At 44.6% G+C, this 17537-nt stretch carries 19 protein-coding genes; 4 read left to right on the top strand and 15 right to left on the bottom strand.

Features of this window, described 5'->3' with window-relative positions:
* Positions 1-187: 187 nt before the first annotated feature.
* Positions 188-910, bottom strand: coding sequence for a DsbA family oxidoreductase (locus NSQ50_RS06120; RefSeq protein ID WP_076099013.1), 723 nt, complete (start codon positions 908-910; stop codon positions 188-190).
* Positions 911-1107: 197 nt separating this feature from the next.
* On the opposite strand from NSQ50_RS06120, the gene NSQ50_RS06115 reads away from it, so the two are divergent.
* Both NSQ50_RS06115 and NSQ50_RS06110 read left to right on the top strand, forming a co-directional pair.
* Positions 1108-2079 (top strand): glycosyltransferase family 2 protein, encoded by a 972-nt coding sequence (locus tag NSQ50_RS06115; RefSeq protein WP_340949312.1) that lies wholly within the window; start codon positions 1108-1110, stop codon positions 2077-2079.
* A 173-nt stretch (positions 2080-2252) separates the two neighbouring features.
* A complete protein-coding gene (locus NSQ50_RS06110) occupies positions 2253-3359 on the top strand; it encodes an FAD:protein FMN transferase (RefSeq protein ID WP_076225292.1) in 1107 nt (368 codons plus the stop codon).
* A gap of 602 nt (positions 3360-3961) precedes the next feature.
* On the opposite strand, the gene NSQ50_RS06105 is transcribed toward NSQ50_RS06110, so the two are convergent.
* The 11 genes from NSQ50_RS06105 to NSQ50_RS06055 all read right to left on the bottom strand — a co-directional run bounded on the left by NSQ50_RS06105 (position 3962) and on the right by NSQ50_RS06055 (position 13337).
* Positions 3962-5077 (bottom strand): IS110 family transposase, encoded by a 1116-nt coding sequence (locus NSQ50_RS06105; protein WP_036683961.1) that lies wholly within the window; start codon positions 5075-5077, stop codon positions 3962-3964.
* Between the two features lie 116 nt (positions 5078-5193).
* The gene (locus NSQ50_RS06100; RefSeq protein WP_076224729.1) at positions 5194-5916 is read right to left on the bottom strand and encodes an HAD family hydrolase; all 723 of its coding nucleotides are present in this window, start codon (positions 5914-5916) and stop codon (positions 5194-5196) included.
* A 34-nt stretch (positions 5917-5950) separates the two neighbouring features.
* Positions 5951-6412 carry a GNAT family N-acetyltransferase gene (locus NSQ50_RS06095; RefSeq protein WP_076224728.1) on the bottom strand — a complete coding sequence of 154 codons (462 nt, stop codon included), beginning with the start codon at positions 6410-6412 and terminating at the stop codon, positions 5951-5953.
* Between the two features lie 101 nt (positions 6413-6513).
* Positions 6514-7020, bottom strand: coding sequence for a metallophosphoesterase family protein (locus tag NSQ50_RS06090; protein WP_036681852.1), 507 nt, complete (start codon positions 7018-7020; stop codon positions 6514-6516).
* A gap of 202 nt (positions 7021-7222) precedes the next feature.
* Positions 7223-8416, bottom strand: a complete 1194-nt coding sequence (locus NSQ50_RS06085) for an anti-sigma factor (protein WP_038569190.1) — start codon at positions 8414-8416, stop codon at positions 7223-7225.
* A complete protein-coding gene (locus NSQ50_RS06080; protein WP_038569189.1) occupies positions 8409-8912 on the bottom strand; it encodes a sigma-70 family RNA polymerase sigma factor in 504 nt (167 codons plus the stop codon). Before NSQ50_RS06080 ends, NSQ50_RS06085 begins: the two co-directional genes overlap by 8 nt.
* Before the next feature lie 166 nt (positions 8913-9078).
* Complete coding sequence (locus NSQ50_RS06075; RefSeq protein ID WP_303396593.1) at positions 9079-10083, bottom strand: siderophore ABC transporter substrate-binding protein; 1005 nt, start codon at positions 10081-10083, stop codon at positions 9079-9081.
* 121 nt (positions 10084-10204) lie between these two features.
* Complete coding sequence (locus NSQ50_RS06070; protein ID WP_036681845.1) at positions 10205-10960, bottom strand: iron ABC transporter ATP-binding protein; 756 nt, start codon at positions 10958-10960, stop codon at positions 10205-10207.
* The gene (locus NSQ50_RS06065; protein WP_036681842.1) at positions 10954-11898 is read right to left on the bottom strand and encodes an iron chelate uptake ABC transporter family permease subunit; all 945 of its coding nucleotides are present in this window, start codon (positions 11896-11898) and stop codon (positions 10954-10956) included. The genes NSQ50_RS06070 and NSQ50_RS06065 overlap by 7 nt, the downstream gene beginning before the upstream one ends.
* A 2-nt stretch (positions 11899-11900) precedes the next feature.
* On the bottom strand, positions 11901-12848 hold the full coding sequence (locus tag NSQ50_RS06060; RefSeq protein WP_036681839.1) for an ABC transporter permease: 948 nt from the start codon (positions 12846-12848) through the stop codon (positions 11901-11903).
* 228 nt (positions 12849-13076) lie between these two features.
* The gene (locus tag NSQ50_RS06055; RefSeq protein ID WP_076104810.1) at positions 13077-13337 is read right to left on the bottom strand and encodes a YqkE family protein; all 261 of its coding nucleotides are present in this window, start codon (positions 13335-13337) and stop codon (positions 13077-13079) included.
* A gap of 91 nt (positions 13338-13428) precedes the next feature.
* Between NSQ50_RS06055 and NSQ50_RS06050 the strand changes: the two genes are divergently transcribed.
* Positions 13429-13773 (top strand): winged helix-turn-helix transcriptional regulator, encoded by a 345-nt coding sequence (locus NSQ50_RS06050; RefSeq protein ID WP_036681832.1) that lies wholly within the window; start codon positions 13429-13431, stop codon positions 13771-13773.
* A gap of 17 nt (positions 13774-13790) precedes the next feature.
* Here the strand turns inward: NSQ50_RS06050 and NSQ50_RS06045 are convergent, their stop codons facing one another.
* Together NSQ50_RS06045 and NSQ50_RS06040 are read right to left on the bottom strand one after the other, a co-directional pair.
* Positions 13791-14294, bottom strand: coding sequence for a GNAT family N-acetyltransferase (locus tag NSQ50_RS06045; RefSeq protein ID WP_036681829.1), 504 nt, complete (start codon positions 14292-14294; stop codon positions 13791-13793).
* Positions 14295-14319: 25 nt separating this feature from the next.
* Positions 14320-15162, bottom strand: a complete 843-nt coding sequence (locus NSQ50_RS06040) for an SDR family oxidoreductase (RefSeq protein ID WP_036681828.1) — start codon at positions 15160-15162, stop codon at positions 14320-14322.
* 225 nt (positions 15163-15387) lie between these two features.
* On the opposite strand from NSQ50_RS06040, the gene NSQ50_RS06035 reads away from it, so the two are divergent.
* Entirely contained in the window at positions 15388-16482 is a 1095-nt protein-coding gene (locus NSQ50_RS06035; protein ID WP_340949311.1) for a M24 family metallopeptidase, read from the top strand.
* A gap of 84 nt (positions 16483-16566) precedes the next feature.
* Here the strand turns inward: NSQ50_RS06035 and NSQ50_RS06030 are convergent, their stop codons facing one another.
* Positions 16567-17532 (bottom strand): NAD(P)H-dependent flavin oxidoreductase, encoded by a 966-nt coding sequence (locus tag NSQ50_RS06030; RefSeq protein ID WP_076224733.1) that lies wholly within the window; start codon positions 17530-17532, stop codon positions 16567-16569.
* Between the last annotated feature and the right edge of the window lie 5 nt (positions 17533-17537).

Raw genomic sequence — 17537 nt, 5'->3', positions numbered from 1 at the left:
CAGACCGGAGATTTGCCGCTGGCTTCCTTCAGATTCCACCTCGCGGTGGACACCCTTGCCTTAAGCTAATGGCTACTACTGCCTTCGCCATTCGGGACTTCAACCCTATAGATAGCGCCCATGCTGGGCGCACACAAAAAAGAGCTGAGGGCTCCCTCAGCTCTTTTATTTTACTAGAATCCAAACTTTAAATATTGCAAGATCCATCTGCGCAACCATCATCGGTAGATACTTCAGAATTCCCCTTACCAACCACTTGCAACGTTGGTCCTGCTTGTTCCTCCGCCCACACAGTATCCAGTACCTCTGTAAATACAGGACCTGGTTGTGCACCAGATAAAGCATATTTATTGTTGAATACAAAGAAAGGTACACCGGTAATATTAAGACGGCTTCCTTCTTCAATATCGCCATTAACCTCATTCGCAAAAGCATCCGTTTCCAGCATTGCCGCAGCTTCCACTTGATCTAAACCAACTTCAGCAGCGAGTGAAGCCAGTACACTGCGATCTCCAAGATTTAATGAATCCGTAAAGTAGGCGCGCAGCAGACGTTCGGACATTTCTGCACCTTTTCCCTTTGTGCTTGCAAAATGACTCAGTCTGTGACTGTCGAAAGTGTTGGTATGCTTTACTGTATCAAAATTAAATTCCAAGCCCACATCTTTAGCTTGCTCCGCTAGTTGTGCGTTCATTGCTTTTGCTTTTTCGACGGTCATCCCGTATTTGGCAGCCAGCAGCTCATGAATACTCTTGTCTGTACTTACCTCTGCATGTGGATCCAGTTGAAAGCTACGGAATACTACCTCTACTTGATCACGGTTCGGGAATTGGCTTAGCGCATTCTCCAAACGTCTTTTGCCAATATAACAAAAAGGACATGCATAATCGGACCAGATATCTATTCTCACGAAAAAACCTCCTAATATTATTGATAATTTGTAGCTGTCATATAAGAGTAATAACTAAATATACGTCGCTTACTATTATATAGTTAAAAACTCAAAATTACAAACTTAACTTTTAATAAAATGACATTTATAGACGTGAATGTTAAAGCAAAAAGTAAACGAAAGTGGTATATACGCTCCCCTTCTGGGCAGATAAAATGAAGTTAACACCAGAAATTCCGAAGGGAGATCCCCATATGCATGATGTATCTATAGTGATACCTACCCGTAACCGTATAAACGACCTTACAGTGTGCATAGAGTCTATAAGCAAGCAGACACAGCTAGAGAATGTCTCCATCGAGCTCTGGATTGTAGATGACGGTGAGATTCCTGTAGAAAGATTAACCTATTATCGTAACATAATGAACAAATTGCCACAGGCTGAGTTTCGATATCATCGTAAGACTAATCCGGGACTCTGGCTTTCCCGTTATGAGTCACTTGGACTAGTAAATGCTGAAATTGTGCTTCATTTAGACGATGATGCAGAATTAGATGATTCCTTATATATTCGACGATTACTTGATACTTATGCAGCGGACGATTCAATTGTCGGTGTAGGCGGTGTGGCAAAAGGAATGCGCAGCAGCAAACCGGGCCGGCTGTTTGGCATGCTGACCGGACAAATGTCTGGATCCCCGGGCAGATTATCCCCAAGCATGTTTGCAGGCTCCCTATTCCTCTGGGGAGAGAAGGAGCAGGTTTTTGAGACGGATTTTTTTCACGGCTGTAATATGTCATTCCGGCGCTCAGCATTACAAGATATGAAACCCTATCCCTGGATGACAAGTTACTCCATTGCCGAGGATATTTACTTGTCCCATTTGGCTAGCCGTTATGGCAAGCTTGTCATTAACCCGGCTATGAAAATCATTCATCATGAGTCGCCGGGATCTCGGGATAAGGCGGGCGTTGTTGCAAGAGCTACTGCCATCAATCATTATTATCTGCTCAACTTACGTAAAGCACCCCCTATGAATTATGCCGCATTGATCTGGACGTTAACCTGTCTTACAGGTAAAGAAACTCTCAAACGAAATTTTAAAGCCGTTAGCGGTTATGCCAAAGGAATCCTTTTCGTAATGAATCCTCGTAAAAACAAATACCGTGAATACATGCTAGATTAGCTTAATAGCTACCTCTATATCCACAGCGTTGCTCCGAATCAGATTGCGGGGCTTTTTTTTCGTGCAGACGGAGTTGTACGTAAATATGCCATGAAATTAATTTCCATCAACTTCTGATCTAGGGTATGATAGTAATAATGTGTTTTAGAAACTAACTTTATGGATGGTGGAATATGTTCAAGAACAAAAAAACGACGTTGATCCTCGTTGTTATCGTCATCGTCGTCATAGCTGTCGGCGCTTGGCTAATTACTAAAAATAAGGATGACAAAGCGACGGAAACACCGGGTGGCGCAACAGCTTCAGGAAAAGGCGAAGCCAAGTCACTCTCACAGACCTTTTATATCTATGACACGGTCGTGAATATCAAAGTGTTCGGAGAAAATGTAGCCCAAAAAAATATGGATGATATCCAGCAAATGCTGGAGCGCATGGATATGGAGCTTAGCCGTACAAAAGAAGGCGGCGAGGTTTACGCAGTCAATCAAGCAGCAGGAAAAGAAGCGGTTGTCGTTTCGGACGAGACCTTAGATGTTGTAAAACAATCCGTGCAATATGCAAAAGAAATGGACGGGCTATTCGATCCCACGATTGGTCCGCTGATCGACCTCTGGAACATCGGTAGTGGCGGAGATAAAGTCCCTGATCCAGCAGCTATCGATGCAGCCAAGAGCCTAACCAATTACAGGGACGTTGAAATTGACGAAGCTGCTAAGACCGTGAAGCTACTGAAGGAAAATATGGTACTGGATCTTGGAGGTATCGGCAAAGGGTATGCTGCTGACCGTATCGCTGATTATTTAAAAGAGCAAGGCCTTAACAGTGCAATGATCAACCTCGGCGGCAGCAGTATTATTGCGTTAGGTACGAAACCAAACGGAACGGATTGGAATATTGGTCTGCAAGACCCTGACCAAAGCCGCGGCACGCAGCTAGGAACGATTAAAATCGCGGATGAGGTCATCGATGCTTCTGGTGTTTACGAACGTTATTTTATGCAAGACAATGTTCGTTATCACCATATTCTTGATCCACGCACAGGTTACCCTTCTCAGAACGGTCTCAAAAGCTTGACCATTATGAGCCCTAATGCAACAGATGCGGATGCTTTGTCCACTGGGGTGTTCTTGATGGGGATCGAAGAAGGTATGAAATATCTGGAGTCGTTACCTGAAGATGTAGAAGCTTTCTTTATTACCGATGACAACAAAATCTACGCCACATCAGGCATTAAAGAAAGAATGAATCTGACTGACCCTACGTACAGCTTTGCTGATTAATTTTAGTTGAAAAGAGCTTGCCCCCATAAAGCCGTTGTTGGCTTTTAGGGGCAAGCTCTTTTGTTGCAGATAATGGTTCTTAGGCATGGCTGAGGGATGTTCATCGCCCATTCATCGCCCAGCAGCCTGATAATTAGGGAATTCCTCCCTAAAATCAATAGATTTTTTCAATGTAAACCTTCGATTAGGGAAAACCTCCCTAAAAATCACCCGAATATGGCTATAACCATGTTTATTTAGGTTTTATTAGGGAGGAATTCCCCAATAACCTCAATTTCGCGCTCTAACCGGTTAATTTCAGGGAGTTTTTCCCTGCTATGAACGAATTAGTCAATTCCCCTGTTTTCCCCTTTAAACTAGAGGGTTTTCAATCCCTTGGGCACAGAGACAAAATGCGAGTCGTCGGCTGGCAATCTGCTATCCGTGGGTTGGTTACCACATATTATGCCTACGTCGAAGGAGCTTCCGTAAACTAATTTCGCACGTTAGATCAGGGATCCTGTGCACAGGGAATTCACGGATTCTCCTCGAACCTTTCTCTTTGTCTCCATGCCCCAAGGATTCAAATCTTTTGGGTATGTTTTTATTTTTTTTCGTTTCACCTACGCCATTTTTCGTTCTGCCTCTACCGCAATCGACCAGATAAATCCAATTAACTCACGACCCACTGCTGCCATGGTTAAATTTCGGTGTTTCCCGCGTCTGACTAATTTTAAATACTTGCTGTGTAACCGTTCTTGGGCTTTCCACGACGTTTCATGGACATGAATACTCTGGCCCTCAAGACGCACTGCTAAATCTCCCTTGACGGCAGGGCGGTGACGGTAACTCCATGCGGACTCCACCAGTGCGCGCCGCACTCCGGAATTTCCGACTTTTGTAAGACTCCCTCTTTTGGTACTTGCTCCCGAGGAATATTCCCGTGGCACGAGTCCCAGGTAACTCATGAGCTGAGCCGGTGAACGAAAACGTTCGAAATTTCCAATCTCGACAACTAAAGTCATAGCTGTCAGCAGGGCGATTCCCCTCAGGCCTTGCAACGCTTGAATGACAGGTGCGTAAGGGCAGATCTGTGCTTCTTCTCGCATTGCGGCTTCAAGTCGCTTGATTCGCTCCTCCACTTCCCGGAGCTGTTGCAGGGATTCGGTAAATACCCGTTCTTGAGCTACATTATTAAACTTCAGCATAGAGAGCCATTCCCGGTACCTTTTGGTCCAGCGTTTTTTCATACCCTCTGGCTTGTGAATTTGGTGGCGCAATAGAAAATGAATGAGCCGTTGCCGAGCCCGATGTAGGTCTTGCCTAGCATCTTCTCGTGCACGAATGAGATCTCGTAAAGCTTCGAGTTCTGGCGTTGGCACATAGATCGCAGTCAATTCTCCAGCCCGGTGTAACTGAGCCAGTTTTTCTGCATCCCGTCGGTCGGTTTTTATGGCATCTCCGGGACGCTGTGGCATACGCGAAGGTGCAATTACCACACAGGAAATTCCCATCTTCGTCAACCAGCGGTATAAGTCGTACCCCGTAGGCCCGGCTTCATAGCAGACCTCCAGTGTAATCCCTGAACCTTTGAGTTTCCGAATCATTCGAGCCACTGCATCTGGGGTATGGGGGATGGCTCCATAATATCGTGCGGGTTCCCGACCCTCATCTGCAATCGCCACCGCAATTTTTTCTTTAGACACATCCAAACCGACGTATTTTATGGTATTCTTCATAGTAACAGCTCCTTTCGCATGTAGCTCTGTAATGGTTGTCCTTTTAACTTCCATTTTAACCTACGGTGTGCGAAACAGGGGCTGCCTTTCGTTCATCATAACTAATTAATTCCCGATCAAGATTTTTGCAGCACCAAAGGCAACTCGCTAAATTCCTTATAATTCGTAAAAATATAACTAGGCCTATGATCCGTAGCCGGCTGTCTGCCTCTCGGATTATACCAGCAGACCTTCCAGCCAGCCGCAAGCGCTCCTACTACATCATTAGCCCAGGTATCGCCTATATAAAGTGAATGGTCTGGTGAAGTGCCAGACTTCTGATTTACATGCAAAAAGAGTTGCGGATCTGGTTTGGCCAGACCTACAGCGTCAGAAATAAAAATCATCTCCTCGGGGATCATCTGATCCAGACCTAATCCGCGAATCTTTTTCATTTGATGATCTTTGGGTCCATTCGTAATGATGCCTACTTTATGACCAGCAGCAATGAACCTTTCCAATTGCTCCCGGACTCCATCTATCATTTGAATGGTGTACTGACGGCCAATGTATGCCGCTTGTACCGCCGTGGCTTGGTCACGATCAAGCTGTAGACCATACTCTGCAAAAGCAAGCTCCAATCGGCGTACCCTAGTCTCCTCCAGCGGAATTTCTCCACGTAAATACATAGGCCATAATACATCACTATGATGTCTTACTTTATAAAATAATTCCGCAAAGTCCAGACTGCTCTCATCCGGTTTAAGTACTTGACGCACCGCTTCTTTAAATGGAAGCAAATGATCATATAAGGTATCATCAAGGTCAAAAAAGATTGCCAACTTATTACTTGTATCCACTTTAACGCCCCTTACTCGTCTTTCTCTCTAGCTTTTAGAAAAAAAGGTTATAGGTATAAAAATCATCATCCCGAATGTAGCCATGCGCTTCATATAAACGCTGTGCCCCCACATTCGCCGTCATTGTTGTCATGGACAAGCCCTTCGTATTCGTAGCGAGCGCATGAGCTCTGGCACTTTCCAGCAGCTTGGAGCCGAGCCCATGTCCCCGCAGTTCTGTAGTTACATATAGATCATTCAATATCCAGAGACGCTCCATAGAGACCGATGAAAAAGAGGGATAGAGCTGAGTGAAGCCCCACGCTCTTTTCTCCTCGCCTTCTCCCTCCACCGCAATAAAGATTACCGATTCGTTCAGCTTCAATCGATCTGATAAAAAAGCACGTGCACCATCCAGATCAGAGACTGCCCCATAAAATACTCGATACTCATTAAACAATGGGATAAGCCGTTCCAAATCATCATAGATCACACGTTCAATACGATAGTTGTTCATCCTCATCGCTCACTTTCCGGCTTGGCCGTTTTAACGTTATTGTATATTTCAGCCGTACCGTGCACCATGGAGTGAACGCCAGATCATTTGGACAATTATTCTTATTCTTTGGAATCGTAGAACACATGCCGGGCACTGACTTTACCCTCTTCGATATCCAAGATTCCGAAGGAATACAGTTTCTCACGTCGTTTATCTGTTGGCGATCCTGGATTAAAGAGCAGAATCCCATTCTCTTCCCGCAATAAAGGCTGATGCGAATGACCAAAAAGAATACAATCCACCTTATCGTTCGCAAAAGCAAGCAGCGCATTCCCGTCCGTTCCTTTGCGGGAGTGTGGCGTATGCCCATGGACCATTCCGATCCGGACTCCCTCAAGCGTTAGCAGCTTACGCTCCCCGAAACGCTCAATGATCTCTATTCCATCGTTATTTCCAGCAATCCCTTCCACTGGAGCTAATTCAGCCAACAAATCGTAGATTCCCATACTCACCCAATCTCCAAGATGCAGAATCAAGTCTACATTCCGGAATTCAGCAACAAGCGCTTTGGGCAGAGACTTAGCCATTCTTGTCATATGTGTATCTGATACCACGCCTACTTTCATATAACTCAGCTCCTAATCTATCATACTCATCTCATATTCAAATAATTGTACGATTTGCTTAAACGAGAAGCAAGCTCTGTGACTTCTCCCACACAGAAAAGCCGGGTACACCCCACTAACACAGGGCATATCCGACTGCCATTAAGTAATTACGAAGAAATCATTTACGCTTACTACCTTCTACAGTATTTAGCATCCCAACTCAGTTCTCTCTATCCTGCCAATTCCATAATCTTACTTCTTCAACATGAATATTACTGACCCATTTTTCTTCCTTTAACTTGAGCAACTCTTTAACCGGACCGGTTACGACAGCTCCATACAGCCTAACTCCGTTCTTCTCCAGATAGCTAATGGAGTCATCCAGATCAATAAACGGAATTACCTTGTTGGCGATCGATTTATGCTCCTGCATTAAGTGCAGTGTCTTAAGGAAGTTCGCATTACGCAGTTCACCATCCCCATATGAGTCAACAGATGGAGAAACACTCGTGCGGCTAGTCACCCCTCCAAACCAACCCCACTTTTTCTTTGATTCTTGTGTCACCTTCATATCATCAGCATGCCAGATAGGCATACTTGGAAATCCTAAGGGATCATTTATTACTGGCTCTTGTGTCCTTGGACCTGTATCTGCTGCGAACCATAAAAGTTCAAGATTTTTATGCTGAAACTTCTTCAATAGCTCATCTGTCGTAAAAAATTGTTCAAAAGACAAATAGGCTTCTCCTACCGTACCTTCAGGGAGCTTCTCTAGTTTTTCCCACTCACTGCTGTCATCCATCCTATTTTCTGCAGACTGGTTCTCAATGGGATAGATAAAGTAATTACCTGTCCCACTGCGTTCATATGTCCATGAATAACTATAGATTCTAGGCCAGCCTAATAGAAACTTCATCGAATAATCTCCAACATTAATCCGCGCATCACCAATTTGTTTTATTATTTCACCCTGCAGATTCATACTAAAAAACGGTCCGGAATCGCTACTCAAATGGACGATCGTATTCGGCTGTGAAACAGCAATTGCGGAAGAAACGACATCACGGTAAGTCTCTCCTCTTTCTCCAGTGCTATAAAATACCGCTGTGATGATACTGCTGACAATCAAAAAAATCAAAAACGCAGAAATCACCGTTAAAGTATTCGATATACGTGCTTTCCACTTGCCACGGCGGATGATCTTTTTTTCTTTGCCGGGTCTGTTTCTTTTACCCTTTCCGAATTTTATGCTCTTCTCCTCATCTGGAGCCGGCTTTTCTTCGCCCATGAGTTCATCCAGATAAGCCTGGTAAGCTTCCATCTTCTCTAACTCACGCTCAACCTCATCCCTATCCTCATCAGCAAGAGTGCCTTCGCCATACCTTCTTAACTTCTCCTTAAACTCTTCACTCATGTTCATTTCTCCTCCGCTCTGCCTCACGCAGCTTCTGTCTGGCCCGAAAGATCAATATCTTATATTGGGACAAGCCCACATCCATAATGTCCGATGCTTCCCGATAACTCAGCCCATGAAAATCATGCAGCAGCAGTGCATTTCTCTGATTGTCCGGTAGCTCACTTACCGCTATCCTCATCTCTTCCCAACGTTCCTGATGAAGCAGTGTGCTTTCTGTGGTATCTGGATGAGCAAGCTTTTTGAAATAATCCTCACTCTGAACTGTACTGCGGCCTTCCTTTCGCTTGTAATCTACGAAGGCGTTATAAGCGACACGGAACAGCCATGGTTTAATCTTCTCTTCTTTACAATTCTCCAAATGTAGATAAGCGCGATAAAAGGTTTCTTGCATCAAATCTTCAGCCGCATAATGATCACCACAAAGGGAGCGCAAATAGCGGTAAATATCCATCACATACATCTGATATATTTCATCCAATGAATTTCGCTTCATGCACTCCCCCCTTAACCTAACCACGTATCCCAGCCTGAAAAGTTACAGATAAATTTAGCAACTAGTATGAATATACCAGTAAATCTATGGAAAAAAGCGAAAAAAGCCTGCTGGCAAGGAGTATTACTCCCGCCAACAGGCTTTTTAATTCACCAAGTTACTCTGCTTACAGAACAACTTCAACTTCTTTGAGCATTTCGCTAACGGATATTAAACCGCCACCGGACAAATACCAGTAGTTAGGATCCAAGTAGATGATCTTACCGTTTTTAAAGGCATTTGTATTCTTCACTAGATCGTTTTCAACTGCTTTTTTAGCTGAACCGGATTCACCGCCATCACTCTTCACAACCGCATCTCTGTCTACTACAAACAGATAATCCGGGTTCTTATCCGCTACATATTCGTAAGATACGCTTTGTCCGTGAGTGGATACTTCAATTTTATCATCAGCCTGTGCAAATCCGAACACATCATGGATAATCCCAAAACGGGAACCTGCACCGTAAGCACTGATTTTGCCTTCATTCGCAAGAATAACAAGTGCTTTTTTGCCATCAGCTGTTGCCTTCGTATTCAAAGCTTTGATGGAATCATTGATAGTCGCAAGCTCAGTTTCTACTTCTGCTTCTTTTCCAAAAATTTGACCCAGCATTTTCACGTTATTCGTAAAAGATTCCATATAGTTTGCATTATCTACAGCCACATACAGAGTAGGTGCAATTTTGCTGAATTCTTCATAAGAATCCTGTTGTCTGCCGGAAATGATGATCAGGTCCGGAGAAAGACTGTTTATTTTTTCGAAGTCAGGCTCTTTCAAACCACCAACATTCTCATATTTAGCATCGTTATATTTAGAGAGATAAGCCGGTACATTACTTTGAGGCACTCCAGTCACCTCTACGCCCAGTTTATCCAGCGTATCCAGTGTACCGAAGTCAAAAACAACCACTTTTTGCGGATTGCTTTTGATAGTTGTTTCGCCAAGCGCATGCTTGAAAGTAAGCTCAGTTGGTGCTGTAGTTGCTTCCGTTGTTGGTGCAGTAGTAGCCTCCGAATTGCCTGCCGCTGCTGTGTTGTTATTTGAAGTTGCTGCATTATTGGAGCCGCAAGCCGCCAAGATTACCGCAAGAAATACTGTCATAATCAGTAAAGATAAGTTCTTCTTCAATGTATTCACCCCTAATTTTTATAGTGAAGCTATTTGAATTATTCGCGTATGCGTTAAGAAGCTGGCGCCTTTCACTTCTTACGTTACGTCATAATAATATCCGCATAGTAATAGTTACCTTTTAGAAATAGACACCGATTTTTCGGCCTCCTATAGTTTCAATAGGAATGTCCATGTCATATACCTCTTTAAGAACTGCAGAATCTATAATTTCATCCGCTGTACCCGAGGAAGCTACTCTTCCATTTTTAAGCGCAACAATGTAGTCAGAGTAACAAGAAGCAAAGTTAATATCGTGGATAACGAGCACAATCGTCTTCCCCTTCTCGTCCACCAAGCGGCGAAGCACCTTCATAATTTGGACGGAATGCTTCATATCAAGGTTGTTGAGCGGTTCGTCGAGCAGAATGTACTCTGTATCCTGAGCCATGACCATGGCAATATATGCCCGCTGGCGTTGCCCTCCACTGAGCTGATCAATATATTTATCCTGCATCTCTTGGAGATCCATGTAAGCAATCGCTTCGTCAACGAACGCCCGATCCTCCGGACTCAGCTTCCCCTGTGAATACGGGAATCTCCCAAAAGAAACGAGCTCCTTCACAGTGAGGCGTACGCTAATATGATTGGACTGCTTTAACACCGATATTTTACGAGCAAGCTCATTACTTTTGCAGGTACCGATTTCCTTGCCTTCGATCAGCACCTCTCCTGCGTCTTTGGAGATAAGTCTGCTGATCATGGAGAGCAGTGTACTTTTACCCGCACCATTTGGTCCGATAAACGAGGTGATTGCGCCCTTTTTAATGGACAAGGACACATCATCAACGACGGTTACTCCGCCATAACGTTTGGTTAAATTTTTAACTTCTACCACGACTTATTCTCCTTTAACAGCAGATAGACGAAGTAGACGCCGCCTGCAAAATTGATAATCACACTAACCGTAGTATTGAATCCAAAAACACGTTCGACCAGGAACTGCCCGCCGACAAGCGCAACAATGCTCAACAGAATCGTTCCAGGAATCAGATAAGCATGCTTATAGGTACGGAACAACTGGTGTCCTACATTAGCTACCAACAAACCTAAGAAAGTGATTGGCCCCACTAAAGCCGTCGAGATCGAAACGTAGATAGATACAATAACTAGCAGCCTTTTGACTACATAGTCATAATTGATCCCCAGATTAATGGCTTCGTCTTTTCCAAGCGAAATAACATCCAAATACTTAACAAATCGCAGGAAGTACAACGTAGTTAGCGTCAGAACAATGGTGGAAAGAATCAATAGGTCACTGCTGACATTGTTGAAGCTGGCGAACATTTTCCCCTGTAGAATCAGGAATTCGTTCGGATCAATAAGCACTTCCATAAAAGAAGACGCGCTCTGGAACATCGTCCCCATGATCAGCCCTACCAGCAGCAGGAAATAAATATTTTGTCCTTCCCTACGGAACATTAGCTTATACAATACGCCTGAAAACAGGACCATGAGGCACGCAGAGAACAAGAAGTTGATGTTTTTATTCATAAAGGTCATATTCGATGAACCTAAGGCATAAACACCGAACGTCTGGATTAACATGTACAGGGAATCGAGCCCGAGAATACTTGGTGTCAAAATACGATTGTTCGTGATGCTCTGAAAAACTACGGTAGAGACAGCTATCACAGCTCCGGTAATCAGAATAGCCGCCAGCTTTCTTCCCCGGCTGGGCAGAACGTAGTCCCAATTTCCCAAAGCATGATACGTCATAAACAAGACGATGAGGGCGACAGCACTTATTGATAATATAGTTAGTTTTGTCTTCATCTCTAGTTCGCCTTTCTTCTCATCAGCAAGTAGATAAACAGACCACTACCGATGACGCCTACCGTGAGACTGATTGATATTTCATATGGATAGATAATGAGCCTGCCCAGAATATCGCAGAACAGGAGGAACACCGCTCCGAGAATGGCTGTATGCGCCAGACTTTTTTTGAGGTTATCCCCTATGTACAACGTTACAATGTTAGGTACTACTAGACCCAGAAATGGAATCGTACCTACGGTTAAAATGACAACAGAAGAGATTAACGCTACAATTACCAATCCCACGTTGACCACCGCTTTGTAGTTCATGCCAAGATTGACGGAAAAATCCTCGCCCATACCGGCTACCGTAAATTTATTAGCGAAGAGATACGCCAGAATGACAAGTGGAATGCTGATATAAATTAATTCGTATTGGCCTTTGATAATCGTCGAGAAATCCCCAAGCATCCAAGATGAGATATTCTGAATCAAATCATTTTTATACGCAAAAAATGTTGTAATCGAGCCTACAATGTTGCCGAACATGAGTCCGACCAGCGGGATAAAAATACTATCCTTGAACTTGATCCGATCCAGGATTCTCATAAAAATAAAGGTGCCCAATAGCGCAAAAACAAAAGCAACAAGCAATTTCTGCATTGGCGTTGCGCCTGTGAATAACATGAGGGATACGAGAATACCAAATTTTGCGGAATCCATCGTCCCGGCCGTAGTCGGTGAGACGAATTTATTGCGTGACAGCTGTTGCATAATTAATCCGGCAATACTCATGCTGACTCCAGCGATAATCAATGCGGCTAACCGGGGAATCCGGCTTACCAGCAAGGTCTGTGCTTGAGATTCCGTAAGATGAAAGAGATCTAATGGGGATATATCTTTAACGCCTATAAACAAAGATATAAATGAAAATACTATTAGAAGTAGGGACAAATATTTTAGTTTCATGAGTTGTTCCTTATCTGTTTAATAGTTTACAAATGCGATTTTATGATAATGATTTTCATTCGCAATGTTTTAAATTATACCTAAGCCCACTTTGAGGGTCAACCCTTTCATATACTTAAATTTAAAATAATTAAGACTTAGGCTTATCTGCTTAAGTTACATAAAAAAAGACACCCTAACGGGTGCCTCTTTAATCTCTGCCATATTTTTAGCGCGAAGCCATAGGATTTATTTAAATTTCTTCCAATCCTGATTACTGTTCTCCAGCAGATGTGCAAAATCATTCTCCAACCGCTTCTGCTCAGCCTTGCGCTGATCTTCCACTGCCTTACGGGCAGCTTCTTTACGGTCATTTTCCTCCGCTTTCAACGCATCAGATTGCGCCTTCAGCTTTCCTAGAACATCACTGCTTAGCAGGTCTTTTAACGTAGCAGGGCCATCATTCGTAGCGGCTCTTGGTGTGGTAGGCATTTTCTTTTTTTTAGCCACTGTCCATCATCCTTTCTAGTACTGAATTAAATTGGAATTTGTTTAAGTTATTGGTCTTTTCGTTTATAATGTTTACTAAGAGGTGAGCCCTATGAAGTCCAATGATTTATGTCCCCGGCTACAAAAAAGTATGGATATTATCGGCAGGCGTTGGACTGGTTTAATTATCTACCAGCTCCTTCAAGGACCCCAACGTTTCAATGTAATTGAAGCGGCATTGCCCATCAGTGGAAGACTGCTCTCCGAACGGCTCAAAGAGCTGGAACAGGAAGGGATCGTTCTTCGAGAAGTGTTCCCAGAGACCCCCGTGCGAATCCAATATTCTTTGACGGATAAAGGTCTTGCCCTGGAATCAGTCATCCGAGACTTACAGAGTTGGTCCAAAGAATGGGTCGATTGCGACACCGATAATCTAAATCCAACTCTCAAAATGTAAGCGTTTTATCTGGTATTTTAGACTTTAAGGCCTACAATGACTAAATCGCGCTCTATACCGTCAAGTTCAGCCACACCAGGCAGCATTCCCCACTCTTTAAAACCAAATTTTTTCAGCAAACCAAGGCTTGGATCATTATGTCCAAACACAAAGCCGACTAGATTCTTAATTCCGAGACTAGGGGCTTTCTCAATGGCCTCTGTCAGAAGAATTCTGCCAGCACCACCACCACGGAACTTTTCATTCACGTATACGCTGATTTCTGCTGTTGCATTATACGCTGGACGACCATAGAAGGATTGAAAACTGAACCATGCTGCAATTTCATCTCCTTGCTTCAGTACCCATAAGGGACGGTGATGGCTGTTATGCTCAAGAAACCATTTCTCCCGGTCTGCAACAGTAATGGGTTCCAGATCTGCAGTTACCATCCTCCCAGCAATCGTTGAGTTATAAATATCTACAATAGCTGCTAAGTCTGCAGATGTCGCATCTTCAATTCTGCTGTTCTCCCAATTCATCCCTTAATTCCTCCAAATGTGTTAATTAACTCAGGCCGACCTGCTCCTGGCTCCATTGCCACAGCCGTTCGGCCTCTATTGTATTCTGCGCTCTGGGAGACAGTTGTTTAATCTTTCTTCGATAATAATATTGACCGGTTACCTCTTCAAGATCAGGATCTGTAGCCAAATAAATCGCTGTATCGGCGCCTTGTTCAGGTGTTAAGAAAAAGTATGAGAGTAACTTAAGTACCGACTTGCCGAAGCCTGTCTGCCGGTTTACACCTATATTCGTCCCCACTGCACCTGGATGCAAGCAATTCACCGTCACCCTTGTTCCGTGAAGACGCGAAGCCAGCTCCCGCGTGAACAGAATATTGGCTAGCTTGGATCGGGCATAGGCTTTTGCAGGATTAAAACGGCGAGCCAGGGTTGGATCTTCATAATGGAGCGCACCTATTTTGTAAGCACCGGAGGCAACCACAATGATACGGCCTTGCTCTGCTGCCTGCAACGACTTAAGTAACAGATTTGTAAGTAGAAAATGCCCCAAATGATTTACGCCAAGATCCATCTCAAAGCCGTCCTTCGTAAGCTGACGCTTAATCGTGACTACCCCGGCGTTATTGATAAGTATGTCTAGCATCGGATATTTCATAGTAAATTCCTCAGCAAAGCTGCGAATGCTCTCAAGTGAAGCCAGATCACACAACATGAGCTCGATATCCTCGGAGTGGCTCTTTTGTTTGGCGGCAGCAAGTGCTTCTTCTCCCCGCTGGCGATTACGGCAAACCATAATGACTTTGGCTCCCTTGCGAGCCAGTTCAACTGTTGTAGCCAGCCCCATACCGGAATTCGCTCCGGTAACAAGTGCGATTGTTCCTCTCATTCCAAGAATCACTCCTCTCTCAACAACCGTACCCGAATAAGCTTTAGCCTAACCTTAGGAGAAGTATATTTAAAGATATGTTACACCAACTAGTAGGGTTAAGAAAAGCTTCATGTCATGATCAGCCAACGATAGTTATAGTTCGTCAGGTGCGTCTGGTCTATTTTTGATCTATAATAGGAATATTGCAGTTCTAATCGTGAAGTTGAAAGGGGAACACCAACTATGAATAATGCTCTGACAAGCCTAGAGCAGCAAATGGCGGGCGAAGGTCTGGATGCCCTGCTCGTAACAGATCCCAAGCATGTCTACTACTTAACCGGCTTCGCCAGCGATCCGCATGAACGTTTTCTGGGTCTGCTGCTGATACGCGGAGAAGAGCCTATGCTCATTCTGCCTGCATTGGATGCAGAAGCGGCTCAAGCGGCTTCTTCGGTCACCAAAATCCTAACTCACAGTGACACTGATAATCCCTATAACCTGCTAAAAGATTGTTTCGGCAGCAGCAAGCTTGGAACTCTTGGCATAGAGAAGGAACATTTCTCAGTAGCCCGTTTTGAACACCTAACCGCTGCTGTTCCAGCTGAACGGTTTAGTGATATTGGTCCATTGCTGCGCAGCATGCGCTCCAAAAAGACCCCGGATGAAGTTAAGCGCATGAAACATGCCGCTGAGCTAGTTGAGGAAGCCTTGCGCCGCGTTCTTACCCACGTAAAAACAGGTGTTACAGAAAACGATCTAGTAGCGGAGCTAGAATATCTAATGAAAAAGGTTGGCGCTTCCGGTCCTTCCTTCGACACTATGGTGCTTTCTGGTCCGAAAACTGCCCTACCTCACGGTGTTCCTGGCAACCGGGTCATTCAGCCAGGCGATTTCCTGATGTTTGATATCGGGGTGTATGCCGATGGTTATGCTTCTGATATTACACGTACCTTTGCAATTGAATCCGTGGACGACAAGCTAATCACTATTTATAACACTGTGCTGGCTGCCAACGAAGCTGGGATCGCTGCCTCCAATCCTGGAGCACCTTTCGGCTCAGTCGACAAAGCTGCACGTGATGTAATTGAGGAAGCTAGATTCGGGGAATATTTCTTGCACCGTGTCGGACACGGACTGGGTATGGATGTTCATGAATATCCATCACTTCACGGACAGAACGATGACATTATCGAGATCGGCAATGTGTTCACCGTTGAGCCAGGAATTTATGTGCCTGGACTAGCGGGTGTGCGTATCGAAGATGATCTGATTATTACAGCTGAAGGCGCAGAGACCTTAACAAGCTTCCCTAAGGAACTGACTATTCTTCATTTGTAGAAAAGAATTACAAGCCACGGTCAAAAACACAGAGCAGCGATTCCTCCAATAATGAGAGAATCGCCGCTCTGTGTTTTTTTAAATTCAAACCTGTGTTCCCCACATCCCGCGAACCAACTTAGCCTCTTTCACCATCCTGCCGATCAGCTCCGCGACTGTAGGAATATCTTGGATCATTCCTGTCACTTGACCTGCCCAGCCGATGCCCTCTTCTTTGATATCATCATAGATCCAGCGCTTGTTGGCTGCACCACTGATATATTCTTTTAATGCTTCATAGGTCGGTGTCACGCGCTCGATTTCAAGAATTTGATCAATGTAGTCACTACGCAACACTCGTGCGGGTGCTCCAATAGAACGTTTGATTACAACCGTATCCGACTCTGAGCTTTCTACTAAAGCTTTTTTATAAGAAACAGCCGCGTGCACACATTCCACTGTAGCAACGAAACGAGTGCCCATTTCGATTCCCTCAGCCCCAAGCGCATGAGCAGCCATCCATCCACGGCCATCTCCGATCCCTCCTGAAGCAATCACAGGGATATTAACCGCATCGACCACTTGAGGAACGAGCACCATGGTTCCAACATCGTCACGCCCTAAGTGACCCCCGCCCTCTTGCCCAACAACAATAACCGCAGAAGCGCCTAATTGTTCGGCCTTTTGGGCTTGTCTGCGTGAGGAGACGAGCACGAGCGTTTTAATATCGGTGGGCAGTAACATTTCCAGTATAGGGGCTGGATTCCCTCCAGTGAGGCTCACCACGGGAACCTGCTCGTCGATGGCGACCTGCACCCGGTCTTCATAACCAATCCCATGCATGCCGATAGCAAAATTAACACCAAATGGCTTGTCTGTTAGTGTTCGTACCCGCCGTATTTCTGCACGTAAGGCCTCAGCATCCGGAAGACTCATTGCTGTGACCTGACCCAGTCCACCGCTATTTGAAACCGCAGCCGCGAGGTCTGCATAACCTAAATAAGCAAGTCCTCCTTGAATAATAGGATATTCTATGTGCAATAACTCCGTAATACGGGTGTTCCATTTCATCTTCA

It is taken from the genome of Paenibacillus sp. FSL R10-2788 (assembly GCF_038003885.1).
Taxonomy (GTDB): Bacteria; Bacillota; Bacilli; order Paenibacillales; family Paenibacillaceae; genus Paenibacillus_AQ; species Paenibacillus_AQ odorifer.
Note: the sequence above shows the minus strand (reverse complement) of the source record. Positions and strands in the feature narration are given on the sequence as shown.

Excerpts from the sequence above, each read along its gene's own strand:
- NSQ50_RS06105 (WP_036683961.1), bottom strand. The coding sequence starts at position 5,077 with ATGAAGAATACCATAAAATACGTCGGTTTGGATGTGTCTAAAGAAAAA.
- NSQ50_RS06050 (WP_036681832.1), top strand. The coding sequence starts at position 13,429 with ATGAAGTCCAATGATTTATGTCCCCGGCTACAAAAAAGTATGGATATT.
- NSQ50_RS06045 (WP_036681829.1), bottom strand. The coding sequence starts at position 14,294 with ATGAATTGGGAGAACAGCAGAATTGAAGATGCGACATCTGCAGACTTA.
- NSQ50_RS06030 (WP_076224733.1), bottom strand. The coding sequence starts at position 17,532 with ATGAAATGGAACACCCGTATTACGGAGTTATTGCACATAGAATATCCT.
- NSQ50_RS06035 (WP_340949311.1), top strand. The coding sequence starts at position 15,388 with ATGAATAATGCTCTGACAAGCCTAGAGCAGCAAATGGCGGGCGAAGGT.
- NSQ50_RS06065 (WP_036681842.1), bottom strand. The coding sequence starts at position 11,898 with ATGAAGACAAAACTAACTATATTATCAATAAGTGCTGTCGCCCTCATC.
- NSQ50_RS06040 (WP_036681828.1), bottom strand. The coding sequence starts at position 15,162 with ATGAGAGGAACAATCGCACTTGTTACCGGAGCGAATTCCGGTATGGGG.
- NSQ50_RS06110 (WP_076225292.1), top strand. The coding sequence starts at position 2,253 with ATGTTCAAGAACAAAAAAACGACGTTGATCCTCGTTGTTATCGTCATC.
- NSQ50_RS06085 (WP_038569190.1), bottom strand. The coding sequence starts at position 8,416 with ATGAGTGAAGAGTTTAAGGAGAAGTTAAGAAGGTATGGCGAAGGCACT.
- NSQ50_RS06080 (WP_038569189.1), bottom strand. The coding sequence starts at position 8,912 with ATGAAGCGAAATTCATTGGATGAAATATATCAGATGTATGTGATGGAT.
- NSQ50_RS06095 (WP_076224728.1), bottom strand. The coding sequence starts at position 6,412 with ATGAACAACTATCGTATTGAACGTGTGATCTATGATGATTTGGAACGG.
- NSQ50_RS06090 (WP_036681852.1), bottom strand. The coding sequence starts at position 7,020 with ATGAAAGTAGGCGTGGTATCAGATACACATATGACAAGAATGGCTAAG.
- NSQ50_RS06060 (WP_036681839.1), bottom strand. The coding sequence starts at position 12,848 with ATGAAACTAAAATATTTGTCCCTACTTCTAATAGTATTTTCATTTATA.
- NSQ50_RS06115 (WP_340949312.1), top strand. The coding sequence starts at position 1,108 with ATGAAGTTAACACCAGAAATTCCGAAGGGAGATCCCCATATGCATGAT.